This window comes from Candidatus Pelagibacter sp. Uisw_113, assembly GCF_047717815.1.
Classification (GTDB): domain Bacteria; phylum Pseudomonadota; class Alphaproteobacteria; order Pelagibacterales; family Pelagibacteraceae; genus Pelagibacter.
Genome location: NZ_CP159809.1, coordinates 712621 through 732834, shown reverse-complemented (window position 1 = coordinate 732834; position 20214 = coordinate 712621). Strand labels below are relative to the sequence as shown.

21 protein-coding genes are annotated in these 20214 nt (G+C 29.4%); 10 read left to right on the top strand and 11 right to left on the bottom strand.

The genetic code is table 11. The features are described from left to right. Positions 1-9: 9 nt before the first annotated feature. The gene (locus ABXT39_RS04030) at positions 10-786 is read right to left on the bottom strand and encodes a glycosyltransferase family 2 protein (protein WP_415294395.1); all 777 of its coding nucleotides are present in this window, start codon (positions 784-786) and stop codon (positions 10-12) included. A 46-nt stretch (positions 787-832) separates the two neighbouring features. Here ABXT39_RS04030 and ABXT39_RS04025 point away from each other — a divergent pair, with 46 nt between their 5' ends. Both ABXT39_RS04025 and ABXT39_RS04020 read left to right on the top strand, forming a co-directional pair. Continuing rightward, complete coding sequence (locus ABXT39_RS04025; protein ID WP_415294394.1) at positions 833-1615, top strand: nucleotidyltransferase family protein; 783 nt, start codon at positions 833-835, stop codon at positions 1613-1615. After that, positions 1615-2571 carry a GDP-mannose 4,6-dehydratase gene (locus tag ABXT39_RS04020; RefSeq protein ID WP_415294393.1) on the top strand — a complete coding sequence of 319 codons (957 nt, stop codon included), beginning with the start codon at positions 1615-1617 and terminating at the stop codon, positions 2569-2571. Before ABXT39_RS04025 ends, ABXT39_RS04020 begins: the two co-directional genes overlap by 1 nt. A 21-nt stretch (positions 2572-2592) precedes the next feature. Here ABXT39_RS04020 and ABXT39_RS04015 read toward each other — a convergent pair whose 3' ends face one another. From ABXT39_RS04015 to ABXT39_RS03980, 8 genes are all read right to left on the bottom strand, one after another. Beyond that, the gene (locus ABXT39_RS04015; protein WP_415294392.1) at positions 2593-4572 is read right to left on the bottom strand and encodes a tetratricopeptide repeat protein; all 1980 of its coding nucleotides are present in this window, start codon (positions 4570-4572) and stop codon (positions 2593-2595) included. A gap of 85 nt (positions 4573-4657) precedes the next feature. Next, positions 4658-6058, bottom strand: coding sequence for a tetratricopeptide repeat protein (locus ABXT39_RS04010; RefSeq protein ID WP_415294391.1), 1401 nt, complete (start codon positions 6056-6058; stop codon positions 4658-4660). Positions 6059-6126: 68 nt separating this feature from the next. Beyond that, a complete protein-coding gene (locus ABXT39_RS04005; RefSeq protein WP_415294390.1) occupies positions 6127-7278 on the bottom strand; it encodes a M24 family metallopeptidase in 1152 nt (383 codons plus the stop codon). 123 nt (positions 7279-7401) lie between these two features. Then, positions 7402-8178 (bottom strand): fumarylacetoacetate hydrolase, encoded by a 777-nt coding sequence (locus ABXT39_RS04000; RefSeq protein ID WP_415294389.1) that lies wholly within the window; start codon positions 8176-8178, stop codon positions 7402-7404. Then, positions 8178-8978, bottom strand: a complete 801-nt coding sequence (locus ABXT39_RS03995; RefSeq protein WP_415294388.1) for a M23 family metallopeptidase — start codon at positions 8976-8978, stop codon at positions 8178-8180. Before ABXT39_RS03995 ends, ABXT39_RS04000 begins: the two co-directional genes overlap by 1 nt. Continuing rightward, positions 8963-9721, bottom strand: a complete 759-nt coding sequence (locus ABXT39_RS03990; protein ID WP_415294386.1) for an SDR family NAD(P)-dependent oxidoreductase — start codon at positions 9719-9721, stop codon at positions 8963-8965. Before ABXT39_RS03990 ends, ABXT39_RS03995 begins: the two co-directional genes overlap by 16 nt. Next, positions 9722-10312, bottom strand: coding sequence for a TerC family protein (locus ABXT39_RS03985; protein WP_415286959.1), 591 nt, complete (start codon positions 10310-10312; stop codon positions 9722-9724). It abuts the gene before it with no gap. Continuing rightward, positions 10312-11907: a GMC family oxidoreductase gene (locus ABXT39_RS03980; RefSeq protein ID WP_415294384.1), complete on the bottom strand. Its 1596-nt coding sequence runs from the start codon at positions 11905-11907 to the stop codon at positions 10312-10314. Before ABXT39_RS03980 ends, ABXT39_RS03985 begins: the two co-directional genes overlap by 1 nt. A 151-nt stretch (positions 11908-12058) precedes the next feature. Between ABXT39_RS03980 and ABXT39_RS03975 the strand changes: the two genes are divergently transcribed. From ABXT39_RS03975 to ABXT39_RS03950, 6 genes are all read left to right on the top strand, one after another. Further along, the gene (locus ABXT39_RS03975; protein ID WP_415286961.1) at positions 12059-13153 is read left to right on the top strand and encodes a TRAP transporter substrate-binding protein; all 1095 of its coding nucleotides are present in this window, start codon (positions 12059-12061) and stop codon (positions 13151-13153) included. A 70-nt stretch (positions 13154-13223) separates the two neighbouring features. After that, positions 13224-13871, top strand: a complete 648-nt coding sequence (locus ABXT39_RS03970) for a TRAP transporter small permease subunit (protein WP_415294383.1) — start codon at positions 13224-13226, stop codon at positions 13869-13871. Further along, a complete protein-coding gene (locus tag ABXT39_RS03965) occupies positions 13871-15205 on the top strand; it encodes a TRAP transporter large permease (protein ID WP_415294381.1) in 1335 nt (444 codons plus the stop codon). Before ABXT39_RS03970 ends, ABXT39_RS03965 begins: the two co-directional genes overlap by 1 nt. Before the next feature lie 25 nt (positions 15206-15230). Beyond that, a complete protein-coding gene (locus tag ABXT39_RS03960) occupies positions 15231-16688 on the top strand; it encodes a cytosine permease (RefSeq protein ID WP_415294380.1) in 1458 nt (485 codons plus the stop codon). A gap of 4 nt (positions 16689-16692) precedes the next feature. Next, positions 16693-17439 carry an SDR family NAD(P)-dependent oxidoreductase gene (locus tag ABXT39_RS03955; protein ID WP_415294379.1) on the top strand — a complete coding sequence of 249 codons (747 nt, stop codon included), beginning with the start codon at positions 16693-16695 and terminating at the stop codon, positions 17437-17439. Between the two features lie 201 nt (positions 17440-17640). Continuing rightward, positions 17641-18282: a DUF3047 domain-containing protein gene (locus ABXT39_RS03950; RefSeq protein ID WP_415294378.1), complete on the top strand. Its 642-nt coding sequence runs from the start codon at positions 17641-17643 to the stop codon at positions 18280-18282. A gap of 2 nt (positions 18283-18284) precedes the next feature. Here the strand turns inward: ABXT39_RS03950 and ABXT39_RS03945 are convergent, their stop codons facing one another. Next, entirely contained in the window at positions 18285-18425 is a 141-nt protein-coding gene (locus ABXT39_RS03945) for a hypothetical protein (protein WP_415294376.1), read from the bottom strand. 53 nt (positions 18426-18478) lie between these two features. On the opposite strand from ABXT39_RS03945, the gene ABXT39_RS03940 reads away from it, so the two are divergent. Further along, positions 18479-18904: a YbgC/FadM family acyl-CoA thioesterase gene (locus ABXT39_RS03940; RefSeq protein WP_415294375.1), complete on the top strand. Its 426-nt coding sequence runs from the start codon at positions 18479-18481 to the stop codon at positions 18902-18904. Here ABXT39_RS03940 and ABXT39_RS03935 read toward each other — a convergent pair. Continuing rightward, a complete protein-coding gene (locus ABXT39_RS03935) occupies positions 18897-19571 on the bottom strand; it encodes a uracil-DNA glycosylase (RefSeq protein WP_415294373.1) in 675 nt (224 codons plus the stop codon). The genes ABXT39_RS03940 and ABXT39_RS03935 overlap by 8 nt on opposite strands. A 2-nt stretch (positions 19572-19573) precedes the next feature. On the opposite strand from ABXT39_RS03935, the gene ABXT39_RS03930 reads away from it, so the two are divergent. Beyond that, positions 19574-20125, top strand: a complete 552-nt coding sequence (locus ABXT39_RS03930; protein ID WP_415294371.1) for a histidine phosphatase family protein — start codon at positions 19574-19576, stop codon at positions 20123-20125. The last annotated feature ends 89 nt before the right edge of the window (positions 20126-20214 follow it).

The window sequence follows — 20214 nt, the reverse complement described above, 5'->3', positions numbered from 1 at the left end:
TTAATTGAACTAAAAAAAACTAATCATTTTTGCAATTATTTTATCAAAATTGAATATTTTATTTTTAGTTATATTTTCCCAATAGGATATCTGCTGAACTCTTCTCATCCAATAGTTTTTACCAAATGGTGTGTATTTACTACCCACGGTGAGAGAACCTACACTTTTGATAGTTAAAATTTTTTTTGTATAAAGTAGTTTTTTTTTATTTAAAGCAAATAAAAGAAACAAAGCATCAATAGCTAATAGATTCCATTTGTTAATATTTACTTTTTTAAAGAATGATTTTAAAATTTTAGAATTTCCAGATATTGAACTTGTTCCATATATTTCAGGCCAAGAATTTATTATTTTTTTATATAAGAAAAAACTTTTATACTTTTTGTGAGGGTAATTAGTGACCAATTTTTTTTCTGAATTGTAGTAGCAACACTCATCCTGTACGACAATTTCATCATTAATGTTAAACTTATCATAAATATTTTTTAATTTATTACTTTTAAAGAAATCATCTGCGTCTAGTAAGCAAAACCATTTACCTCTAGACTTTTTAAAGCCTTCATATATCTTCTTTATTTGATTTATCTCTGGATATTGAGAAAAATTTCTGAAGTGAAAATAGCGTATTTTTTTTGAAGAAATGATCTTTTTGTTAATTTGATTATTTGAAGTATCTACTATTATAATTTCATATTTCTTTTTGAAATTTTGTTTTAAACATGAATTTATACATCTTTCTATAGTCTCATGTTGATTGTGAGTATTGATTATTATCGAAAAGAACATTTTTATATATATTTATAATAATTTATTTATAAAAACCATTATATTTATGAAAAAAATTAACCAAAATATTCCAATTATAATTCTATCTGGTGGGAAAGGTGAAAGATTTGTTAGTAAGGAAAACCTCCCAAAACAGCTTTCTAAAGTATCAAGCCACCCTATTATAATGGAAATAATTTTGTTTTATTTTAAAAATGGTTTTAATTTTTTTATTTTACCACTGGGATATAAATCAAATTTTTTTACACAATTTTTTAATGATAAAAAAAATATTAAAATATATAATCTTAATATTATAAAAAAAGACAAAAATGAAATTAAAGAATCAAAAATTAATATTCTACTTTTTGATGCTGGCTTAAAATCAAATAAATTAAATAGAATTAAAAAATCTATAAAATATTTAGATAATAAATCAACTAAACTTGGTGTTTGTTATGGTGATATTTTTGCAAATATTTCATTTCAGAAAGAGTTATTTAATTTTAAAAGAAAAAACATAGAAGCAATAGCTGTTGGTTACAATGAATATTCACCCTTTGGTCATATTAAAATTAAAGACAAAATGATAAAAAAATTTTATGAAAAACCTAAATTACCTGATCCTATCAATATTGGTTTTTATTTTTTTAATACAAAGATATTTTCAAAAATTAAAACTAATTATGGTGACGATTTAGAGACTGATTTTTTACCAAAAATTAGTAAAATGAACAAACTAAGTTGTCATATACATAAAGGCTATCACTTTACTGTTAATAGCCAAAAAGACTTAATTAATGTAAAACAATTATATAAAAATAATAAAAATTTTTTCAAAGATCTTTAATGAAGCAAAATATTTTAATCACTGGTGGCTTTGGTTTGTTAGGTAGCAACCTTTATAAATTTTTAGTAGATAAGAAATATAATGTATTTATTTTGGATAAAAAAAAAAATTTTTTAAAAAAAAACTATTTAAAAGTTGATAAAAAAAAAGTTTTTCTTGGGGATTATCTTAATAAAAACTATGTAAAAAAAATTATAACAAGAAATAAGATTAACGTTATTTTTCATACTGGAGCTGTAACTCAAGTTTTGTTAGCTTTAAAAGATCCGGAATATACATATAATAATAATATAATTGGCACACTAAATTTTTTAGAAATTATTAGAAAGATTAACAAAAAAATTATATTTATTTATAGCTCTTCAGATAAAGCTTATGGTGAAGTAGGGAAGAAAAGTTATAAAGAAGAAACTTGTCTTAATTCAATTTTTCCATACGATGTTTCAAAATCATGCTCTGATTTAATTTGTCAATCTTATGCTAAAACTTATAATTTAAAGATTGGAATATTAAGATGTGGCAATCTATATGGACCTGGAGATTTTAATACTGGAAGATTGATAAATGGATTTATAATTTCTAAAATTAAAAACAAACAATTTATTATAAGATCTAATGGAAAATTAGTAAGAGATTATTTATATGTTGGTGACGCTGTCAATGCTTACTATCTAACCATGAAAGTACTGATAAATAAAAAAGAAAACTTAAGAGTTTATAATGTTGGGTCTAAATATAATTTAAATGTATTAGATATGACAAATAAAGTATCAAAAATTGTTGATAATAAGAAGGCTAATTTAAAAATTTTAAACTCTTCTAAAAATGAAATTTCTTTTCAAAAACTTAATTTTACAAAGATAAAAAAAGAGCTCAATTGGAGTCAAAAAGTTGATTTAAATATTGGACTTAAAAAAACTATTGAATGGTACAAGACTTACATTAATCTTTTTTAGTTACGTGGATATAATTACTGATTAAGATTTAATTTCAATATCCTCTGCATTTAATCCATTTTTATAACGTTCATACATAATTAGATAAGCAGCTTCTAGGTGCCCTGTAAACAATTTGCTATTATATAAGGGTGATTTTGAAAGGTTGTTAATCAATTTGTTTTTGATGATTTTTAATTTTTTTGGATGTTTAGCTAGCTCTATAGCTAGCGACTCATACTCTTCTTTTGTTGTGGTAATTAATTCAGGTACATTTACAGTTTTTAACAAACTGGTTGCTACCCTAGCAGCAAAAGAAAGACCAGTACAAGTGAGTACTGGTAACCCCACTCTTAAAGCATCACTTGCTGTAATATGAGCATTATAAGGAAGTGTATCAAGAAATAAATCTGCTAATTGAATTCTTTTTAAATGCTTATCACCTTGCATTTGTGTTGCAAAAATTAATCTCTCTTCATTAATTCCAAGTTTTTTTGCCTGATCTTTTAAATTTTTTTTAGCATCTATATTATTTACTAGTAGCCACAATACACTACCATCAGTTGCTTTAAGTATCCTCATCCAACTGGCAAAGACAGAAGGTGTAAATTTCCAACTATTATTAAAACAGCAAAAAATAAAACCTACGTCAGGTAATCCAATTTCGTGCCGAAATAATGTGGTTTCAGAAACATGTTTTTTAGATATATCTACTAGATAGCTATTGGGCATATAAACAATTTTTTCTGAACTATATTTTTTATTTTGTTCAGTAATAATACTTTTATCAGCAATGTAATAATCGTGATAATTTGAACCCATGGTGCCAGTATATCCTAAGTAATTAACTTGTATTGGTGCAACTGACATTGCAAATATATTTGTTCTATGTCCTTCGGTATACCCCGCTAAATCAATGGCAATATCAATTTCTAAAGACCTTGAAAGTTTTACTACATCATCATTTGACATCATTTGCACATCATGAAAGTGATCAACACCTTCTTTAATTCGAATATTAAATTCATCTTCTGTATCCCCACCAAAGGAAAAAGCATGTATTTCGAATTTTTTTCTATTGTGAATTTCGTAAAGCTCGGAAGTTAAATATGCTACAGGATGATTATTGAAGTTAGGAGAAAAATATCCAATTTTGATTTTTTTATGTCCAGGATAAGGAGATATTTTTGGAAAAACGTAAGATTTCGAATACTTATCGTTTAAATATATTTCAGCAGATTTTCTATGAATATTAGGGTCATCGATAAGTGAGAGCATAGCAAATGGAGTGGTAACCTTTTTTCCATCATTAATTTTTTTTTTTAGTTTGTTGAGATCAGCAGGTAAGTTATCCCATTTACAATTAACCATTTTGATATGTAATGAGGCACCTAATAGGTAATTTATATCTGGATTTAGTTTTCTTGCATTATCAATACTTGAATCAGCTTCATTTTCTCTTCGCATTTTTTTTAATAAAAGACCCAAATTATAATGAGCATCACCAAAATCTGATTTTAACTGTATTGCATGCTTAAAGAATGTCTCTGCTTCATTCACATTATTAAGTGTTTGAAGAACGACACCCAAATTATTATGAGCTTCAGCAGAATTTGGACTCAATTTCATCACCTGTCTAAAATATTTTTCAGATTCATCTAACCTTCCTAATGTTAGAAGCAGATTTGCAAAAGTATTTTGTACAGTAATAAAACTTGGGTTTAATGTTATTGCTTTTTTTGAATTTTCTTCAGCTTCACCAAAGTCATTTTTTTTGATTAGTGCATTGATATAGCTGATCCAAAAATGTTCTATGTTTGGATTAGCTTCAATTGCTACCTTAAAGAAGGGAAGTGCAAACTCAATCTTGCTCTTAGAAAGTGCTATAACACCCAAGTTATGATTAGTAGCAGCATGTAAAGGATGGGTTTGTAACACTTTTAAGTATAGTTTTTCAGCCTCCTCAAGTCTTCCTTCTTTATGTGCATTTAAACTTTGTTGTATTATTTGATCAATAGTCATTTTATTCAATCATATAAAATATTACCTTTAATTAGTATTATTTTTTATTAATAAAACCTCACTAAATCTATACTTTAAAAAAAGTTTAATTATTGTTAAAATTTTTTTTACGAAAATCTAATTGTTCTGAAATTACTTTAGATATATAATTAGATAAGTTTACCTCTTTATAAATCTCTTTATAACTAAAATCATTTATCATTTTTGCATAGCTAAGCCAGTTATTCATTATTAGAAAATCAGAAACTGAAATACCCTCTAGAGACACCCTTGGATTTACAATGGCTTTAGTTTGCGTACCATCAAATTTTTTTTCTTTTTCGCTCCACACTTCCTTATATTTCATAAAACCTTTACTTTTTTTGTCTATCTTTTTATAATCAGGGAATGCTTCACCATACTCTGTGCATCCTCTTTTAATTTTGATTTTACACTTAATAAACTTATTAATAATAGGTGAAACTATTTGTAAAATTTCATTTGCCTCATCCATAGTGGTGCAATAAATTAACCCTTTATACGGCTCTACAACGTTAGGCCTAAATTCAATCATACATTTTCTTATATTGTTATGAGTAAGCTTCAATTTATCAAAAATAAAAAATAAGTTAATTAATTCCAATACATTTTTTGGTTCAATTTGAACCTTGAAGCAACTAAAGCAAAACTTTGGTATAATTTTATGCTTGTTAAATACCTTAAAGTGCCTCTCACAATTTAAGTTTGTAGTATTAGTTCGATAAATTTGAGTTTTATTATATGAAACTTTTTTAATATTATCTTGAATAATTCTATTAGAATCTTCAAAAAAATTTATTAAATCATTTTTCTTAATTCCATCGTTAAGGGTAAAATTATTTTTAATTTTCTTAATACTATTATTTACAATTACAATTGGGTTTTTAATTTCTTTGCTAGGTGAAAAATAACTTAAAATCGATATTAAATTTTCCTGTGCCGGTTTATATTTTGGGTTAAGTTCTAACGCCTGAGAGTATTTTTTAATAGCTTCTTCAAATTTTTCCAAACTAAGGTAAATATTTCCAAGATTATAGTATGCCTCGACATAATCTGGCTTCAGTGCTATTGATTTTTTATAATTTATTTCTGCTTCTTCTAGCCTATTAAGTTTATGAAGTACAACGCCAAGATTATTATAAGCCATTACATACTCAGAATTAAGATTAATTGCTTTCTTATAATTTTCTACCGCTTCATCAAATCTCTCAAGCATCTCAAAAGTAACACCCAAATTACTATAAGCTTCTGCATCCTGTGGAGTAAGTTCTATAACTTTTTGATTAGCTCTTAATGAATTTTTTAATTGTCCTATTTGACTATATGTCGCCCCAAGAATTTTCCATGCTAATGTGTCATTAGGCAATTGTTTAGTTATATTCAGTGCTAAATCTCTTGCTATCTTAAAATTTTTTTTTTCATAATTCATTAACATGTTATCAATTTCTGATTTTAATTTTTGATCCATAATAATTTTAATGAATTCATCTAAATTATTGATTTTTTAATTGTTAGTAACACACTTAAAACTATAATCTAAAGAACTACCAAATCTAGCTTTTGTTTTCCTAACCTTTCGTTACCATTCTCAGTTACCAAATAAGTTTCACCTAAATTCATTGCTAGTTTAGTATCTGAATCCATTAAAATCATATGCATAAAAAAGACATTTCCAGGTTTTATTACATAAGGATTACCTGTGTACAGCATTGGCCAGTCCATCCAGTTGGGAGAGAAGGTTGCACCCAACGAATAACCACAAGCATTCATTCTTGCTTCATTGTATCCAAGGTCATCAAAAGTTTTAGCGTGCATATCAAATACATCTCCAGCGGTTTTTCCTGGTATTAAAGTCTTTGCACAATTACTTAAAGCCTCAACACAAGCCTCATGCATCTTAATATGTTTTGGATCAGCTTTACCAATAGGAATAGTTCTAAACATTGCAGAGTGATAATGTTTATATGTTCCAGCCCATTCAATAGTTAACTGATCAGTTTCTGATAGAATTTTTTTCTCAGATTGATATCTACATAGTAATGCGTTGTGTCCTGAGCCAATAATATATTCATTTGCTGGGTAATCACCACCACCTTCTAAAACAACTCTTTGCATTTCAGCTAAAATTTTTGACTCACTAGCGCCAGCTCTTGCATATTTCCACGCTTCATCAAGACTTTGATCGGCAAGTTCTGCAGCTTTTTTTACATAAACAATCTCCTCTTGTGATTTAATAACCCTATGCTTAGTAATTAATTCAGATTGATCTTCTACTTCACAATAACTTTCTAGTGATTTATTGAGTCTTAAAGCATTACGACCTGTCATACCGTAAGCTTCATATTCAATTCCAATTTTTTTATCTTTTAAATTTAGTTCATTTAAGATGATTTTAAGATCATCTGTAGGGTTAGATTGGTCTTTATCTACCCAAATTTTTATATCTTCAATGTTCGAAGTGTTTTGTGCTTGTCTTAAATCTGGAGCCCTTGTTAAGAGAATAATGTTTCCTTTTTGGTCTAATATTAAAGTTTGAAAAAAAACATAACCAAAGGTGTCATACCCTGTAAGCCAAAACATAGACTCTTGTCTGAACATTAAAAGAGCATCTAGTTTTTGCTCTTTCATAGAATTTAATATGGCTAGTTTTCTTTTTTTAAATTCTTGTTTGCTAAAGTGCAATGCCATAATTAAAACTATAACTTTTAAAAATATTAAGCACAAGTAAGCTTAAATTTTAATTTGTTCATATTAAAACAAACCCAAATTATTGTTAATTATTAAGGCTTTTGTTAAATGATATACTAAAATTTAGTGAATAATTGCTTTAGCTGAACCAAGTTGAGCTACCTTTCCAATGTAAAGGCCTTTACCTAAAATTGGCACAACACCAACAGTTGATCCGGTGAATACATAAAAATCTTTATCAAGATTTACTTTATCTTTTTTCAGTGCATTCAACACAAACCTAAGTGAGTTTAAGGGATTTATATAAACAGTGTTTGTATTTCCATCGACACTTTGTCCAATTTTTTTATTAGCAATATTTGTCTTTAAGTTTCCAATATTAATTTTTCTGTATTTTTTTTTTTGTCCAATCAAAAACTTAACATTTGCACCAAAATCACTACATAAATCACCAAAACTAGTTATGCCTTTTTTCTTTTGTCTATAACCGATAACCTCAATGCAAGGAGCCATATGCGAAATATGCTTTGTCACATTTTTCAAAGTAATTGATCCCTTTGATGAGAAAAAGTTTTTCTTAATTAAGTAACAAACTTCAAGCTCTACACCTAAAGTGGACTTATTAATTTTTACTTTTTTTCCACTTTTTATAAAATTCTTTTCAAAAATAGAAGCATAGAAGGGCTTCTTTTCTTTAAGTTTTTTCATGACAGGTATACCTGTTCCTGCAGCTTTAAATCCAATTATTGGATCTTTAACTTTACTCTCACATAATTTTCTTAGCTTTTGAGCTTCACTTAATGTTTTTGTAAATTTTGTTGGAAGAGGTGCGATTATTTTATTGTTAATAAATGCATTAACTAATTTATCTGCTGTTTTTTCTAATAAGGTTTTTTTCATTATTGAATGTTTAGTATAGTTGCAGGATCTAGTCTAGTGCCAAACCAATTAAGCCTTACGTCAAGATGAGGTCCAGTTGATCTACCTGAAGAACCAACAGTTGCGATGATATCTCCTTTTTTAACATGATCACTTACATTTACAAAAATTTCATCCATATGCATGTAGAGAGTTGAAATTCCATGACCATGATCAAATATTAAAGTTGCACCTGTATAAAATAAGTCCTTTTCAGCTAGAGTAACAATACCGTTGTTCATTGCTTTAACAGGAGTACCCTTTTTTTGGGCAAAATCCAAACCATAGTGGGGCCATTTGGGTATGCCATTTAAAATTCTTTGACTGCCATAAACACCAGTAATTATTGCATCATCAACAGGAATAATAAACTTTTCTTTAAAAAACTGTAAGTCACTTTCAATCTCTCTTGCATCAGCTATTAATTTATTTTCTTTTTTAATTCTTACGTAAAATTCTTCAGGTGGTGTTACCTTTTTTTTAGGTAGGCCATCAATTTTTTGAATATTATATTTTCTCTTTTTTATTTTTTTTACAATCTTGTTATCGTTTTCAGTGATTGTAATGTCAAATTTTCTATCTTTTTCAATTCCAAATGCAAAATAACCATCTTTTGAGACTTTAACTTTTTTTTTATCTATAAAAATCGATGTACCAGGTTCAGTTTTTCCAATAATGAAATGTCCTTGAATAAATTTTCCTTCAAATTCTACTGCAAAAGATTGAGTTGAAAAAAATAACGCTACTAATAAAAGCAATCTATATATTACTTTGCAGTCCATCCGCCGTCTACTAAGATTGATGTGGCCGTAATCATTGATGATGCTGAAGATGCTAAAAAACAAACACTTGTTGCAACGTCACTTTCTGTTGCTAATTTCCCCATGGGAATGTTTACTAATGCTAGTTTTTTAAATTCTTTATTTTTAAAAAACCTTTTAACCATTGGTGTTGCAACAAAAGTTGGGGCCACTGTATTTACCCTAATATTGTTTTTTGCAAGCTCAACACCCATACCTTTAGTTAAACCTTCAATACCAAATTTTGTCATATTATAAACATTTCTACCAGCCATTCCAACATGGCCAAGTTGAGAGGACATATTAATAATTGATCCACCTCTTTTTTTATTTTTTAACATTTTTTTAACAACTAATTGAGCCACATTAAAAGCTGCTTTAAGGTTTAAATCTACTAAGTAGTTCATACTTTCTTGCTTAATTTTTTCAAAAGGTTCTGGGATATTTGTACCAGCATTATTAACTAAAATATCTATAATTTTAATCTTATCTAAATTTTCTTTTAATTCTTTGTAATTCATTACATCGCAACTAACTTTGATAACTTTACCTTTTATCTTTTTTATTTCTTTTTCAAGTTTATCAAGATCTGATTGAGTTCTACTTAATGCAATAATTGTAGCTCCAGCTTCAGCAAGAGCAATAGAGCAGGCTCTTCCTAATCCCTTACCAGCACCTGTAACTAATGCATATTTGTTTTTAAGATTTATTTTTTGTAAGTACATTTAAATAAATAATTTTAAATCAGTATAGATTAATTCGATTGCAACAACTAGTATAGCAATTAAGCCAATCCAAGCTATCCATTTGTATTCATTAATCCATCTTGATATAACTGTAGCAGCTGTTGCCATAAGAATTATTGATAAAGCCAAACCAAATATTAACAATACATAGTGATCACCAGCAGCGCCGGCAACACCTAAAACATTATCCAAACTCATTGTAAAATCAGCAAGTAAAACTGTCCAAATAGCCTTCATAAAACTTGAATTATCTACTTTAATATCTTCATCACCTGACTGACCTTTGATCACATCTGTGTAGAGTTTGTAGACTATATAAAGGAGAAGTAATCCGCCTATCAGTCTTAATCCTGTTATTTGTAATAAATAGGCAGTTAACATGGTTAAGATAATTCTTAAAATTACCGCACCACCTATTCCCCAAAAGATTACCTTTTTTCTTTGTTCTGCTGGAAATTTAGAAGCAACCATTCCAATAATAATGGCATTATCTCCTGCTAAGACTAAATCTATAAATATGATTTGACCTAAGATTACAAGTTGTTCAGGTCCAAATAATTCTGCAAACATTAGTTGCTTAGTATCATATCAGCACCTTTTTCTGCAATCATTATTGTAGGTGCATTAGTATTACCAGAGGTGATATTGGGCATTATAGAAGCATCAATCACTCTTAAATTTTTTATACCATGAACTTTTAATTGGTCATCAACAACAGCCATATCGTCTTGACCCATTTTACAAGTTCCTACTGGATGAAATATTGTTTGTGCGTAATTACTTGCAGCTTTCACTAGCTCTTCGTCATCTTGAATATTGGCACCAGGTCTAAATTCTTCAGGTTCATATTGTTTAAATTCATTGCTTTCTAAAACAATTTTTCTAATTAATCTTAAACCTTTAGCAGCTACTATCCGATCTTCATCACTTGAAAGATAATTCATCTTAATCTTTGGATTTTCTCTACTGTCTTTACTTATAATATTAATTTCACCTTTACTCGTCGGTCTGATGTTTGCAACAGTAGGGGTGAATGCAGCAAAATCATGTAAATTTGAACCACCCAATTTATCCGTACTAATTGGTTGAACGTGAAATTGTAAATTAGGAGTTTCTTTAGATGAGTCACTTTTTGCAAATCCACAAAGTTGACTAGCACCCATAGTCATTGGACCACTTCTTAAAAAAACATATTCCATTCCAATCATTAATTTACCAATTAGACTGTTAATCTTTTTATTCAAAGTTTTAATATTTTTAACTTTATAAACAGGTCTAAACATTAAATGGTCTTGTAAGTTCTTACCTACACCAATAGAGTTTTTTACAACATCAATTCCAAGTTTAGATAATTTTTCACCATTACCAATACCAGAAGTTTGAAGAATTTGTGCAGAACCAATTGAACCAGCACTTAAAATTATTTCCTTGTTTGCTTTAGTTGTAAAAGATTGATTATTTTTCCAGTAAGAAATACTGACAGCTTTTTTATTTTCAAAGTTTACCTTTTCAACATGACACTTTGTTTCAATCTTTAAATTTTTTCTATTCTTAATTGGACTTAAATACCCTACAGCCGTGCTACATCTTAAGCCATTCTTTTCTGTTACTTGAAAGTAACCACATCCAAAATTATTACCCTTGTTAAAATCATTCACTTTAGGAATACCAATTTCTTGAGCTGCATTCATGAAAGCATCTAATATAGGTAATTTTATTCTTTGGTCTGAAACAGATAATGGTCCACCAACACCATGAAATTGACTTTGGCCTCGCTCTTGATTTTCAGCTTTTAAAAAATAAGGCAAAACATCATTCCAGCTCCAACCCTTATTTCCCAATTGCCTCCAAATATCATAATCTTGCTCTTGCCCTCTTATATAAAGTAGTCCGTTTATAGATGAGCTTCCACCAAGAGTTTTTCCTCTAGGGTAGGGTATAGATCTGTTTTCCATCGTTTCATCAGGCTCTGTTTTATAACACCAATCCGTTTTTGGATTATGCATTGTTTTATAATACCCAACTGGAATATGAATCCATGGGTAGGAATCGTTCCCCCCAGCTTCAATTAAAAGTACTTTGTTATTTTGATTTTCTGTAAGTCTATTAGCTAAAACACAGCCAGCTGACCCAGCACCAATAATTATATAATCAAAATTATCCATTCGAACAATGAGTTTATAATCTGTAAAATTAAAAATACTAGTGTTCACGGTAATATTAGGTTGTTAATAATGATATTAGCTCTTGTTTTAGATTTGTTTATTTGAAAGAGTTCTTTTTTTTATTAAAAACACAACGAGAGGAAAAATAAATATGAAAAAAATCATATCATTGTTTGTTGGATCGCTTCTACTTACTGTAATGACAGTAACGGGTGCATCTGCGCAAACTCTTAAGTGTCAAACCGTAATTAGTGCAAAAGCTGATGAAGTGGTGATGTTGAAAGACTTCACTGATACAGTTACTGAACTAACGGGTGGATCACTTAAGTTCGAAATTATGCCAGCTGGATCAGTAGTAGGTGTAAAAGAAACTTTAGATGCAGTTGATAAAGGATTAATTGATTGTGGTTTTGCTTGGACTCACTATTGGTCAGGCGATCACCCAGCAGCTATGTTATTTGGTTCGCCAGTTGCAGGTGCAGGTGTTGGTATCGATAACATCGCTTTTTTATCTTGGTTCCAATACGGTGGTGGTAAAGAACTTTACGACCAACTATGGACAGAGATGGGAAGAGACATCAAAGGATTTATGTTACAACCAGTAGGCCCTGAAGCTTTAGGTTGGTTCAAAGAGCCAATTAATAGCATGGCTGACTTTAGAAAGTACAAGTTCAGAACTCCTCCGGGAATTCCTGGCCAAACTTATAAAGACATTGGTGTAGCTTCTGTTGCAATGGGTGGTGGAGATATTTTACCAGCTCTTGAAGCGGGAACAATTGATGCTGCTGAATGGTGTTGTCCTAAGCCGGATATGACATTTGGTTTCCAGAAAGTTCTAAAACATTATTACCTACAAGGTCTTCACCAAGTAGTAGTAAATGCTGACTTCTATATTACAGGCTCTAAGTACAAAAAGATGTCTGCTTTAGAGAAAAAAGCTTTAGAAGTTGCTGCAAATGCATCTTTATCAAAATCAATGAGTTACAGAATATACGAAAATGGAAAAGCCCTACATGAGCTAACCACGAAGCATGGTGTTATTTTACATGATACACCAGCTGACTACTTCCCAGCGTATATGGCTGCAGCAAAAGCAGCTTTAGAAAAAAACTCAGCTAAGAATCCGTTCTTTGCTAAAGTTTGGCAGTCTCAAAAAGACTTTGCCGATATCGCTGTACCTTTTTGGTCTGGATCTCAAATGTCTAATGCTAAGCTAGGAATGGCTCACGCAGCAACATTAAAGTAGTATTTAGATAAAAGATAATTACAATTGAAGCGGGCTTAACGGTCCGCTTCTTTTTTTTAATAAATTAATTATGCCAAGAAACCACAATTCAACAAAACCTAAAAAATCAATTAAACCTATGAAGCTTGATATTTCAGATGAGATGATTGCTGAAAGAAGAGGTGGTTCAGGACCAATGCCTAAAGACATGCCTAAATGGATGGCATTAACTATTACAAAAATTGATTTTGCCAACAAGTGTGTCGGCAACGTGGTTTGTTGGATTATCATACCCCTGATATTTGCAATGGTGTATGAGGTTTTGGCTAGAAAACTTTTTAATGCCCCAACGATGTGGGTGTACGATATGAGTAGATTTTTTTATGGCGCGTTATTTATGCTGGGCGCTGGTTATGCTTTATCAAAAGGAGTTCATATAAGAGCAGATTTTTTATATAGAAATTTTAAGACTAAAACCCAAGGTAGAGTAGACTTTTGGTTATACTTATTATTTTATTTTCCGGGTTTAATTGTCTTTTTATATATGACTACTGGCTTTGTTCAGGAATCAATTATGAGAGGTGAAAGAGGCATGGACACTGCTTGGATGCCCTACATGTGGCCAATAAAATCTTCTTTATGGTTAGGAATAGTATTTTTGCTTATTCAAGGAATTTCAGAATTATTTAAGAGTTATTGGGCGGCTACTAAAGGTGTGTGGCCAGGGGGAGAAGAGTAATGTTAGCTGAATTCATGGATCCAGCTATTTTAGGATTTATTCTTATTGGTGTAATGCTGTTTTCTATATTTGTAGGTTTTCCAATTTCATTTACTTTAATATTTTTAGGTTTTTCTTTTGGATATCTAGGATTTGGTAAATTAGTATTTTATTTAATGACCTTACAATTCTCAATGGTCATGACCGAACAAACTCTTGCAGCAGTTCCTCTCTTCGTCTTTATGGGGATTATGATGGAACAAGCTGGTTTAATGGAGAGATTATTTTCAGCATTTCAATTAATGCTAGCTAAAGTAAGAGGCTCTTTATATTACGCTGTATTATTTGTTTCAGTTATTTTTGCAGCAGCAACAGGAATTGTTGGGGCATCGGTAACAATTTTAGGAATTATGGCGGCAAAATCTATGAACAAATCAGGCTACAATGTTCGATTAGCTGCAGGAACAATTACAGCAGGTGGAACCTTAGGTATTTTAATTCCACCTAGTATTATGCTTGTAGTAATGGGACCAATAATGGAAATACCAGTTACAGATTTATTTGCTGCAGCGATTATTCCTGGAATATTACTAGCAACACTTTATGCTGCCTATACAACTATTAGATGTTGGATTGATCCAAGTTTAGGACCAGTACTGCCAGTCGAGTTAAGAGCCACTAGTATGTTAGCTGTTTGGAAAGAATTTTTTATTGGTTTAGTTCCACCAGCAGCCTTAGTTTTTGCTTCACTTGGAAGTATTTTATTTGGTTTTGCTACTCCAACAGAGGCAGCTGGTTGTGGTGCAATGGGTTCTTTATTGCTAGCTATAGCTTATAGAAAATTAACATTTGGACGTTTACAAGAAGCTTTAGTTAAAACTTTAGAAATTTCTGCATTAATAATGGTTTTAGTTGCAGCATCAAATTTCTTTGGTGCGGTATTTTCAAGACTAGGAACACCGATGCTTTTAACTGATTTCTTGCTCGGCTTAGAGATGAATAGATATTTAATTCTTGGAATGATTATGGTTATGATTTTTCTTTTAGGATGGCCTTTAGAGTGGGTGCCCATTGTTATGATCATAGTTCCAATTATATTGCCATTAGTTGAAGCACTTGGGTTTAATTTAACTTGGTTTGCAATCCTTGTTGCTGTAAATCTCCAGACTGCCTGGCTCTCACCACCTGTTGCTCTATCAGCTTATTTTTTAAAAGGTGTGGTTCCTGAATGGGATCTTAAAGATATTTATCATGGAATGATGCAGTTTATGGTTATTCAAGTTATTGGTTTAATTTTAATCATAGTATTTCCACAGATTGCTTTGTGGCTTCCAGCCTATCTATATGGACAGTAGAACTTATTAGTTTATTATAGTTTTAGTGAATCAGATCAAATCAAAAAATACCCTAATTAATTGGGAGCTAGTTGCGGTTAATCCAAATGATAAAAATTGGAATTGGAGAGACTTGTTTTATTTTTGGGCAAACAATATCCAAAGTTTAATTGCCTTTTCTTTAATTGCCTCACTTTATTTAGTTTATGAATTAAATGTTTTTGTAGTTTTGGCTGGAAGTTTAATTGCCTCAATATTTGTTTATTTCTTTGCAAATTTAATTGGTAAACCATCTCAAAAATATGGTCTTCCTTTTCCAGTAATTCTAAGAAGTTCAATTGGTGTAAAAGGAGCTAAATATTTTGCCCTTTTAAGAGGACTAGTTGGAGTTTTCATGTTTGGAATTCAAACATATTTTTTATCAAAACTTTTTAGCTACTTAATTAGAATAACATTATATTCTATTGAAAATTCATTCTTGGATTTGGATATATTTTTAGTATTTGTTTTTGGTTTAAATTTAATTGACTGGATAGCATTTATTTTTGCAATTTTATTACAAGCTTTTTTATTTAGTAAAAGTCATCAGTTTAATAGATCTATAATTAAAGTTTCTGCGATTACTGTTTATTTAGGAATGCTCATATTTTTTTTAACAGTCTTTCTCTATGATGTTAAAGTTACATCTGCTGCATTTGTTGATATTTTTTCAATACAAAATGTTTTAAATAGTAACAATATTGCACCATTAATTACTGTAGCAGGAACTTTATTTGCTTATTTTTCAGTAGTTATAGTCAACTACGGTGACTTTAGTAGATATGTAAAAAATGAGAGTGAATTAAAAAAAGGAAACTTAAGCCTAATATTAAATTTGATAATCTTTTCTTTCTTTGCAGTTTTTATAGTTATTGGATCAGATATTTTCCTTAACAAAAATTTAGAACTCATGGAAAGAATTTTAACAAACCCTACGGATATTATTGGTAAAATTGATAATTTGGAGTTAACTGTGATTGTGTTGTTTTTTATAGTTTTTGCATCTGCATCAACAAATTTAATAGCAAATTATATCCCAGCTCAAAACTCGTTGCTGAATTTTTTTCCTCAAACACTTAATTTAAAAAAATCTGCTATTGTTATTACTATTATTGGTTTTATTGTTGGTATATTTTGGTTGCCATTATTAAGTCAGATTGGAATATTAGCATTTGTAGATACTCTTGGTTCTTTTTTTGGTCCATTGTTTGGTGTTATGATTGTTGATTATTATTTATTAAAAAAAACAAACTTAAATAATACTGAGATCTTCTCTTTAGATGAGCAGGGCATATATTTTTATTCTAATGGCTGGCATTTAAAAGCGATCTACTCATTAGTTTTAGGATTCGTTTTTGCAGCCTCAACTATCTGGAATGAAAATTTAATGAGCTTTCATTCTTTTTCCTGGATCATTGGCGCGTTTATTTCATCTTTAACTTATTATTTTTTAACTAGTAAATAAACCTGTGCATCAGTTTGATTTAAATAATAGAACAGCAATTATTACAGGAGGAGCCCAAGGTTTCGGTCTTGATATAGCGAAAAGATTTTTAAACTCAGGAGTTAAAACTATTATTTGGGATATTGATGAAAATGAACTTAAAAAAGCAACTCAAGAGTTAAACAATCCAAATCTGTCTTATAACCTTGTAGATGTTTCTAATTATAAAAATGTTAAAGAAACTGTTGATGAAATAACAAAATCTACGAACATTGATATTTTAATTAATAATGCTGGTATTACAGGTTCGACATCTTCTCTATGGGATTATGACGTTGAAGAGTGGAATAAAATAATACAGATAAATTTAATGGGTACTTTTAATTGCTGCAAGTGTGTTGTGCCTAATATGATTAAAAATAATTATGGTAGAATTATCAATGTTGCATCTGTAGCTGGTAAAGATGGAAATGCTAAAGCTAGTGCTTACAGCTCAGCTAAAGCAGGGGCAATTGGTTTAACTAAATCTTTAGGTAAAGAACTAGCTGATAAGAATATAGCTGTAAACGCAGTTACTCCAGCTGGTGCAAAAACAAGAATTCTTGATCAAATGTCAAAAGAACATGTTGCTAGAATGCTTTCTAAGGTACCTAGAGGTAGATTTTTAGAGATTGAAGAATTTACTTCATTAATTTGTTGGCTAGCATCAGAGGAAAACTCATTTTCAACAGCAGCTGTTTTTGATATTAGTGGTGGTCGATCTACTTATTAACTAACAATCTAGATTCTGCATTAAGAGACTTGTTTTCTTTAGAAATAACTGGTGCCAATAGAATTATGGACCAATATATCAACAAAACAAATACAGAAAATAATTTCATTATATATATCTACTATCCAATATTGATAATTTAATGCTTAAAGTGTGTTCAAATATTGTTTAAAAGTTTAATTTAGATATACCCTTAACCTGATGAAATTTTTTTTAATATTATTAGGATATTTATTTTTAATAACAAAACCTCTGTTAGCTGAAAATGTTAATGTTTTTGATTTTACTAACGATGAGTTAAGCACATTAAAAGTTAAAAAAGTTAAAGGAGAGACCAGCTGGACACTTGGATCTAATAAAAATGGTAATTTTATCAGAGCAGAAGCTGATGGTGTTGGGTCAGGTCTAGGAAAAGAAATTAAAATTGATCTAAATAAAACTCCTTTTATTAATATTACATGGAAAGTTGAGAAAGATTTATCTGGCATTATAGAAACTAGTAAAAAAGGGCACGATTATGCCGCTAGAGTTTTTGTTATAAAGAAAACAGGTTCCACTCCACTATCTAACAGGGCAATTAATTATGTTTTTTCTAGTAATAACGATGTTGGAAAAAATTGGCCAAGCCCATATACAAAAAAATCTATTGATTATGTTCTCTCGACAACAAAAGATAACAAAAATACATGGGTTACCGTTAAAGCAAATGTGCAAAAAGATTTCATGAAACTTCATAAAATTGATGTTACTGAAATTTCGGGTATTGCTATAATGACTGATACTGATAATTCTAAATTAAAGGCTATATCTTATTATCAGGATATTTATTTTTCAGCTGAATAAGATTATTTAAATACTTTTTTAAGACCAATATTTAAAAAAGATAAAATTACAGCCACAATTACATCTTCAATGGGTCCAGCATTAGGAACCAGAAAATTCCAGGCAATTACACCTAAAAGCCAAATAATATAAACTTTCATCATTATATTATATCTTAGTTTGATGTCAAAATATTTATTTTTGATAATGTAAATTTATGCATGAAAATTTTTTTCACAATATAAAGGTTTATTATGAAGACACAGATGCTGGTGGTGTTGTTTATTATGCAAATTTTTTAAAGTTTCTTGAAAGAGCAAGAACTGAAGCATTGTTTACAATCGGTTTTAATAATAAAAAAATTAAAGAAGATTATGGAGCTTTAATTGTCGTTAAATCTTGTAACATTGAGTACAAAAAACCATCTTACCTTGAAGATGAGCTAAAAATTAGGTCCTTTGTTAAATCTGTTTCAAAGACTTCTTTTTCTATGTCACAATTTATTTCTAGAGATAACGAATTAATTGTTGAGGCAAAAGTGCATTTAGTTTTTGTAGATAAAGATGGAAAACCTATAAAAGTTCCAGAAGTTATTTTTAAAGATTTTAAACCCTATTTTTGCGATAGTATAAAAATTAAATAATTTTCTTAGCCTTTTTAAGCAAGCTTACCATTTTTTGTGTATTAATTATTTTTCTATTAACATTCCTTGGGCTAGGATGATAACTGGGAATTAGGATTTTATTATCAGGCAATATATATTTTGCACCATGTATGAAGGGTAATTTTTTGTTAAAATTATAACTTTTTTTATAAAATTTTATACAATTATCAAATGAAACCTTACCAAGCGCTATGATGACTTTTAAATTTTTTAACAACAACAGTTCATTTTTAAAAAAAGTTGCACAGTTAGATAACTCATCATTTAAAGGTCTATCTTCGGGTGGGACACATTTTAGAATATTTGTAATATAAGTTTTGTTTAATTTTAGCCCATCATCAATATGGATAGAGGTTGATATATTTGTTATGTTAGCTTTAAATAAGCAATTAAATAGGAAATCTCCCGATTTATCTCCAGTGAAAGCTCTGCCTGTCCTAGTTCCTCCGTGTGCTGCTGGCGCCAGACCTACAATTAATAGTTTAGCATCAATATCACCAAATCCCGTGACTGGTTTGGCCCAATAAGTTTCGTTTATATTTTGTTTTCTTTTCTCTATAGAAATTTTTTTACTAAATTTAATTAACCTAGGGCAACTTTTACATTTAACTATTGAATTATTTAATTTTTTGAATTTTATACTCATATATGAAACTTATAAAATTTTTTTTATTAATACTTTTATCTTTCAATATTTCAGTAAAAGCAAATTCAAATGATAAAATACAAAATTTATTAAAAGAAGGTGAAAAATTAATATTTATAAGACATGCAGTTGCACCTGGTGGAGGTGATCCGGTAAATTTTGATATATTAAGATGTGAAACTCAACGAAACTTAAGCAAAGAGGGTATTGCACAATCTAAAAATATTGGGAAATTTTTTTCAGAAAACAATATTAAGATTGATAAGGTGTTATCAAGTGAGTGGTGTAGATGTAAGGAAACAGCACAATATGCTTTTAACAAATATGAAACAAAAAGTTTTTTAAATTCATTTTTTAGTGAAAAATTTTCAAGCAATAAGAACAAACAAATAAAAGATTTAAAAGAATACATTAATGAATGGAGTGGTGATAATAATTTAGTGTTAGTTACACATTATGTAACAATTCAAGAAGTACTAAATATTGCATCTTCTTCTGGAGAACTAATCATAGCAGATAAAAATTTTAATATTCTTGCTCGACAAAATTTTTAAAAAATATAAACTAATTAAATGTCATCAAAAAAAGCAATGAAGTTAGCTCAAAAGCAGGCTTATGCAAAGCATCGAAGTAATATCACAAA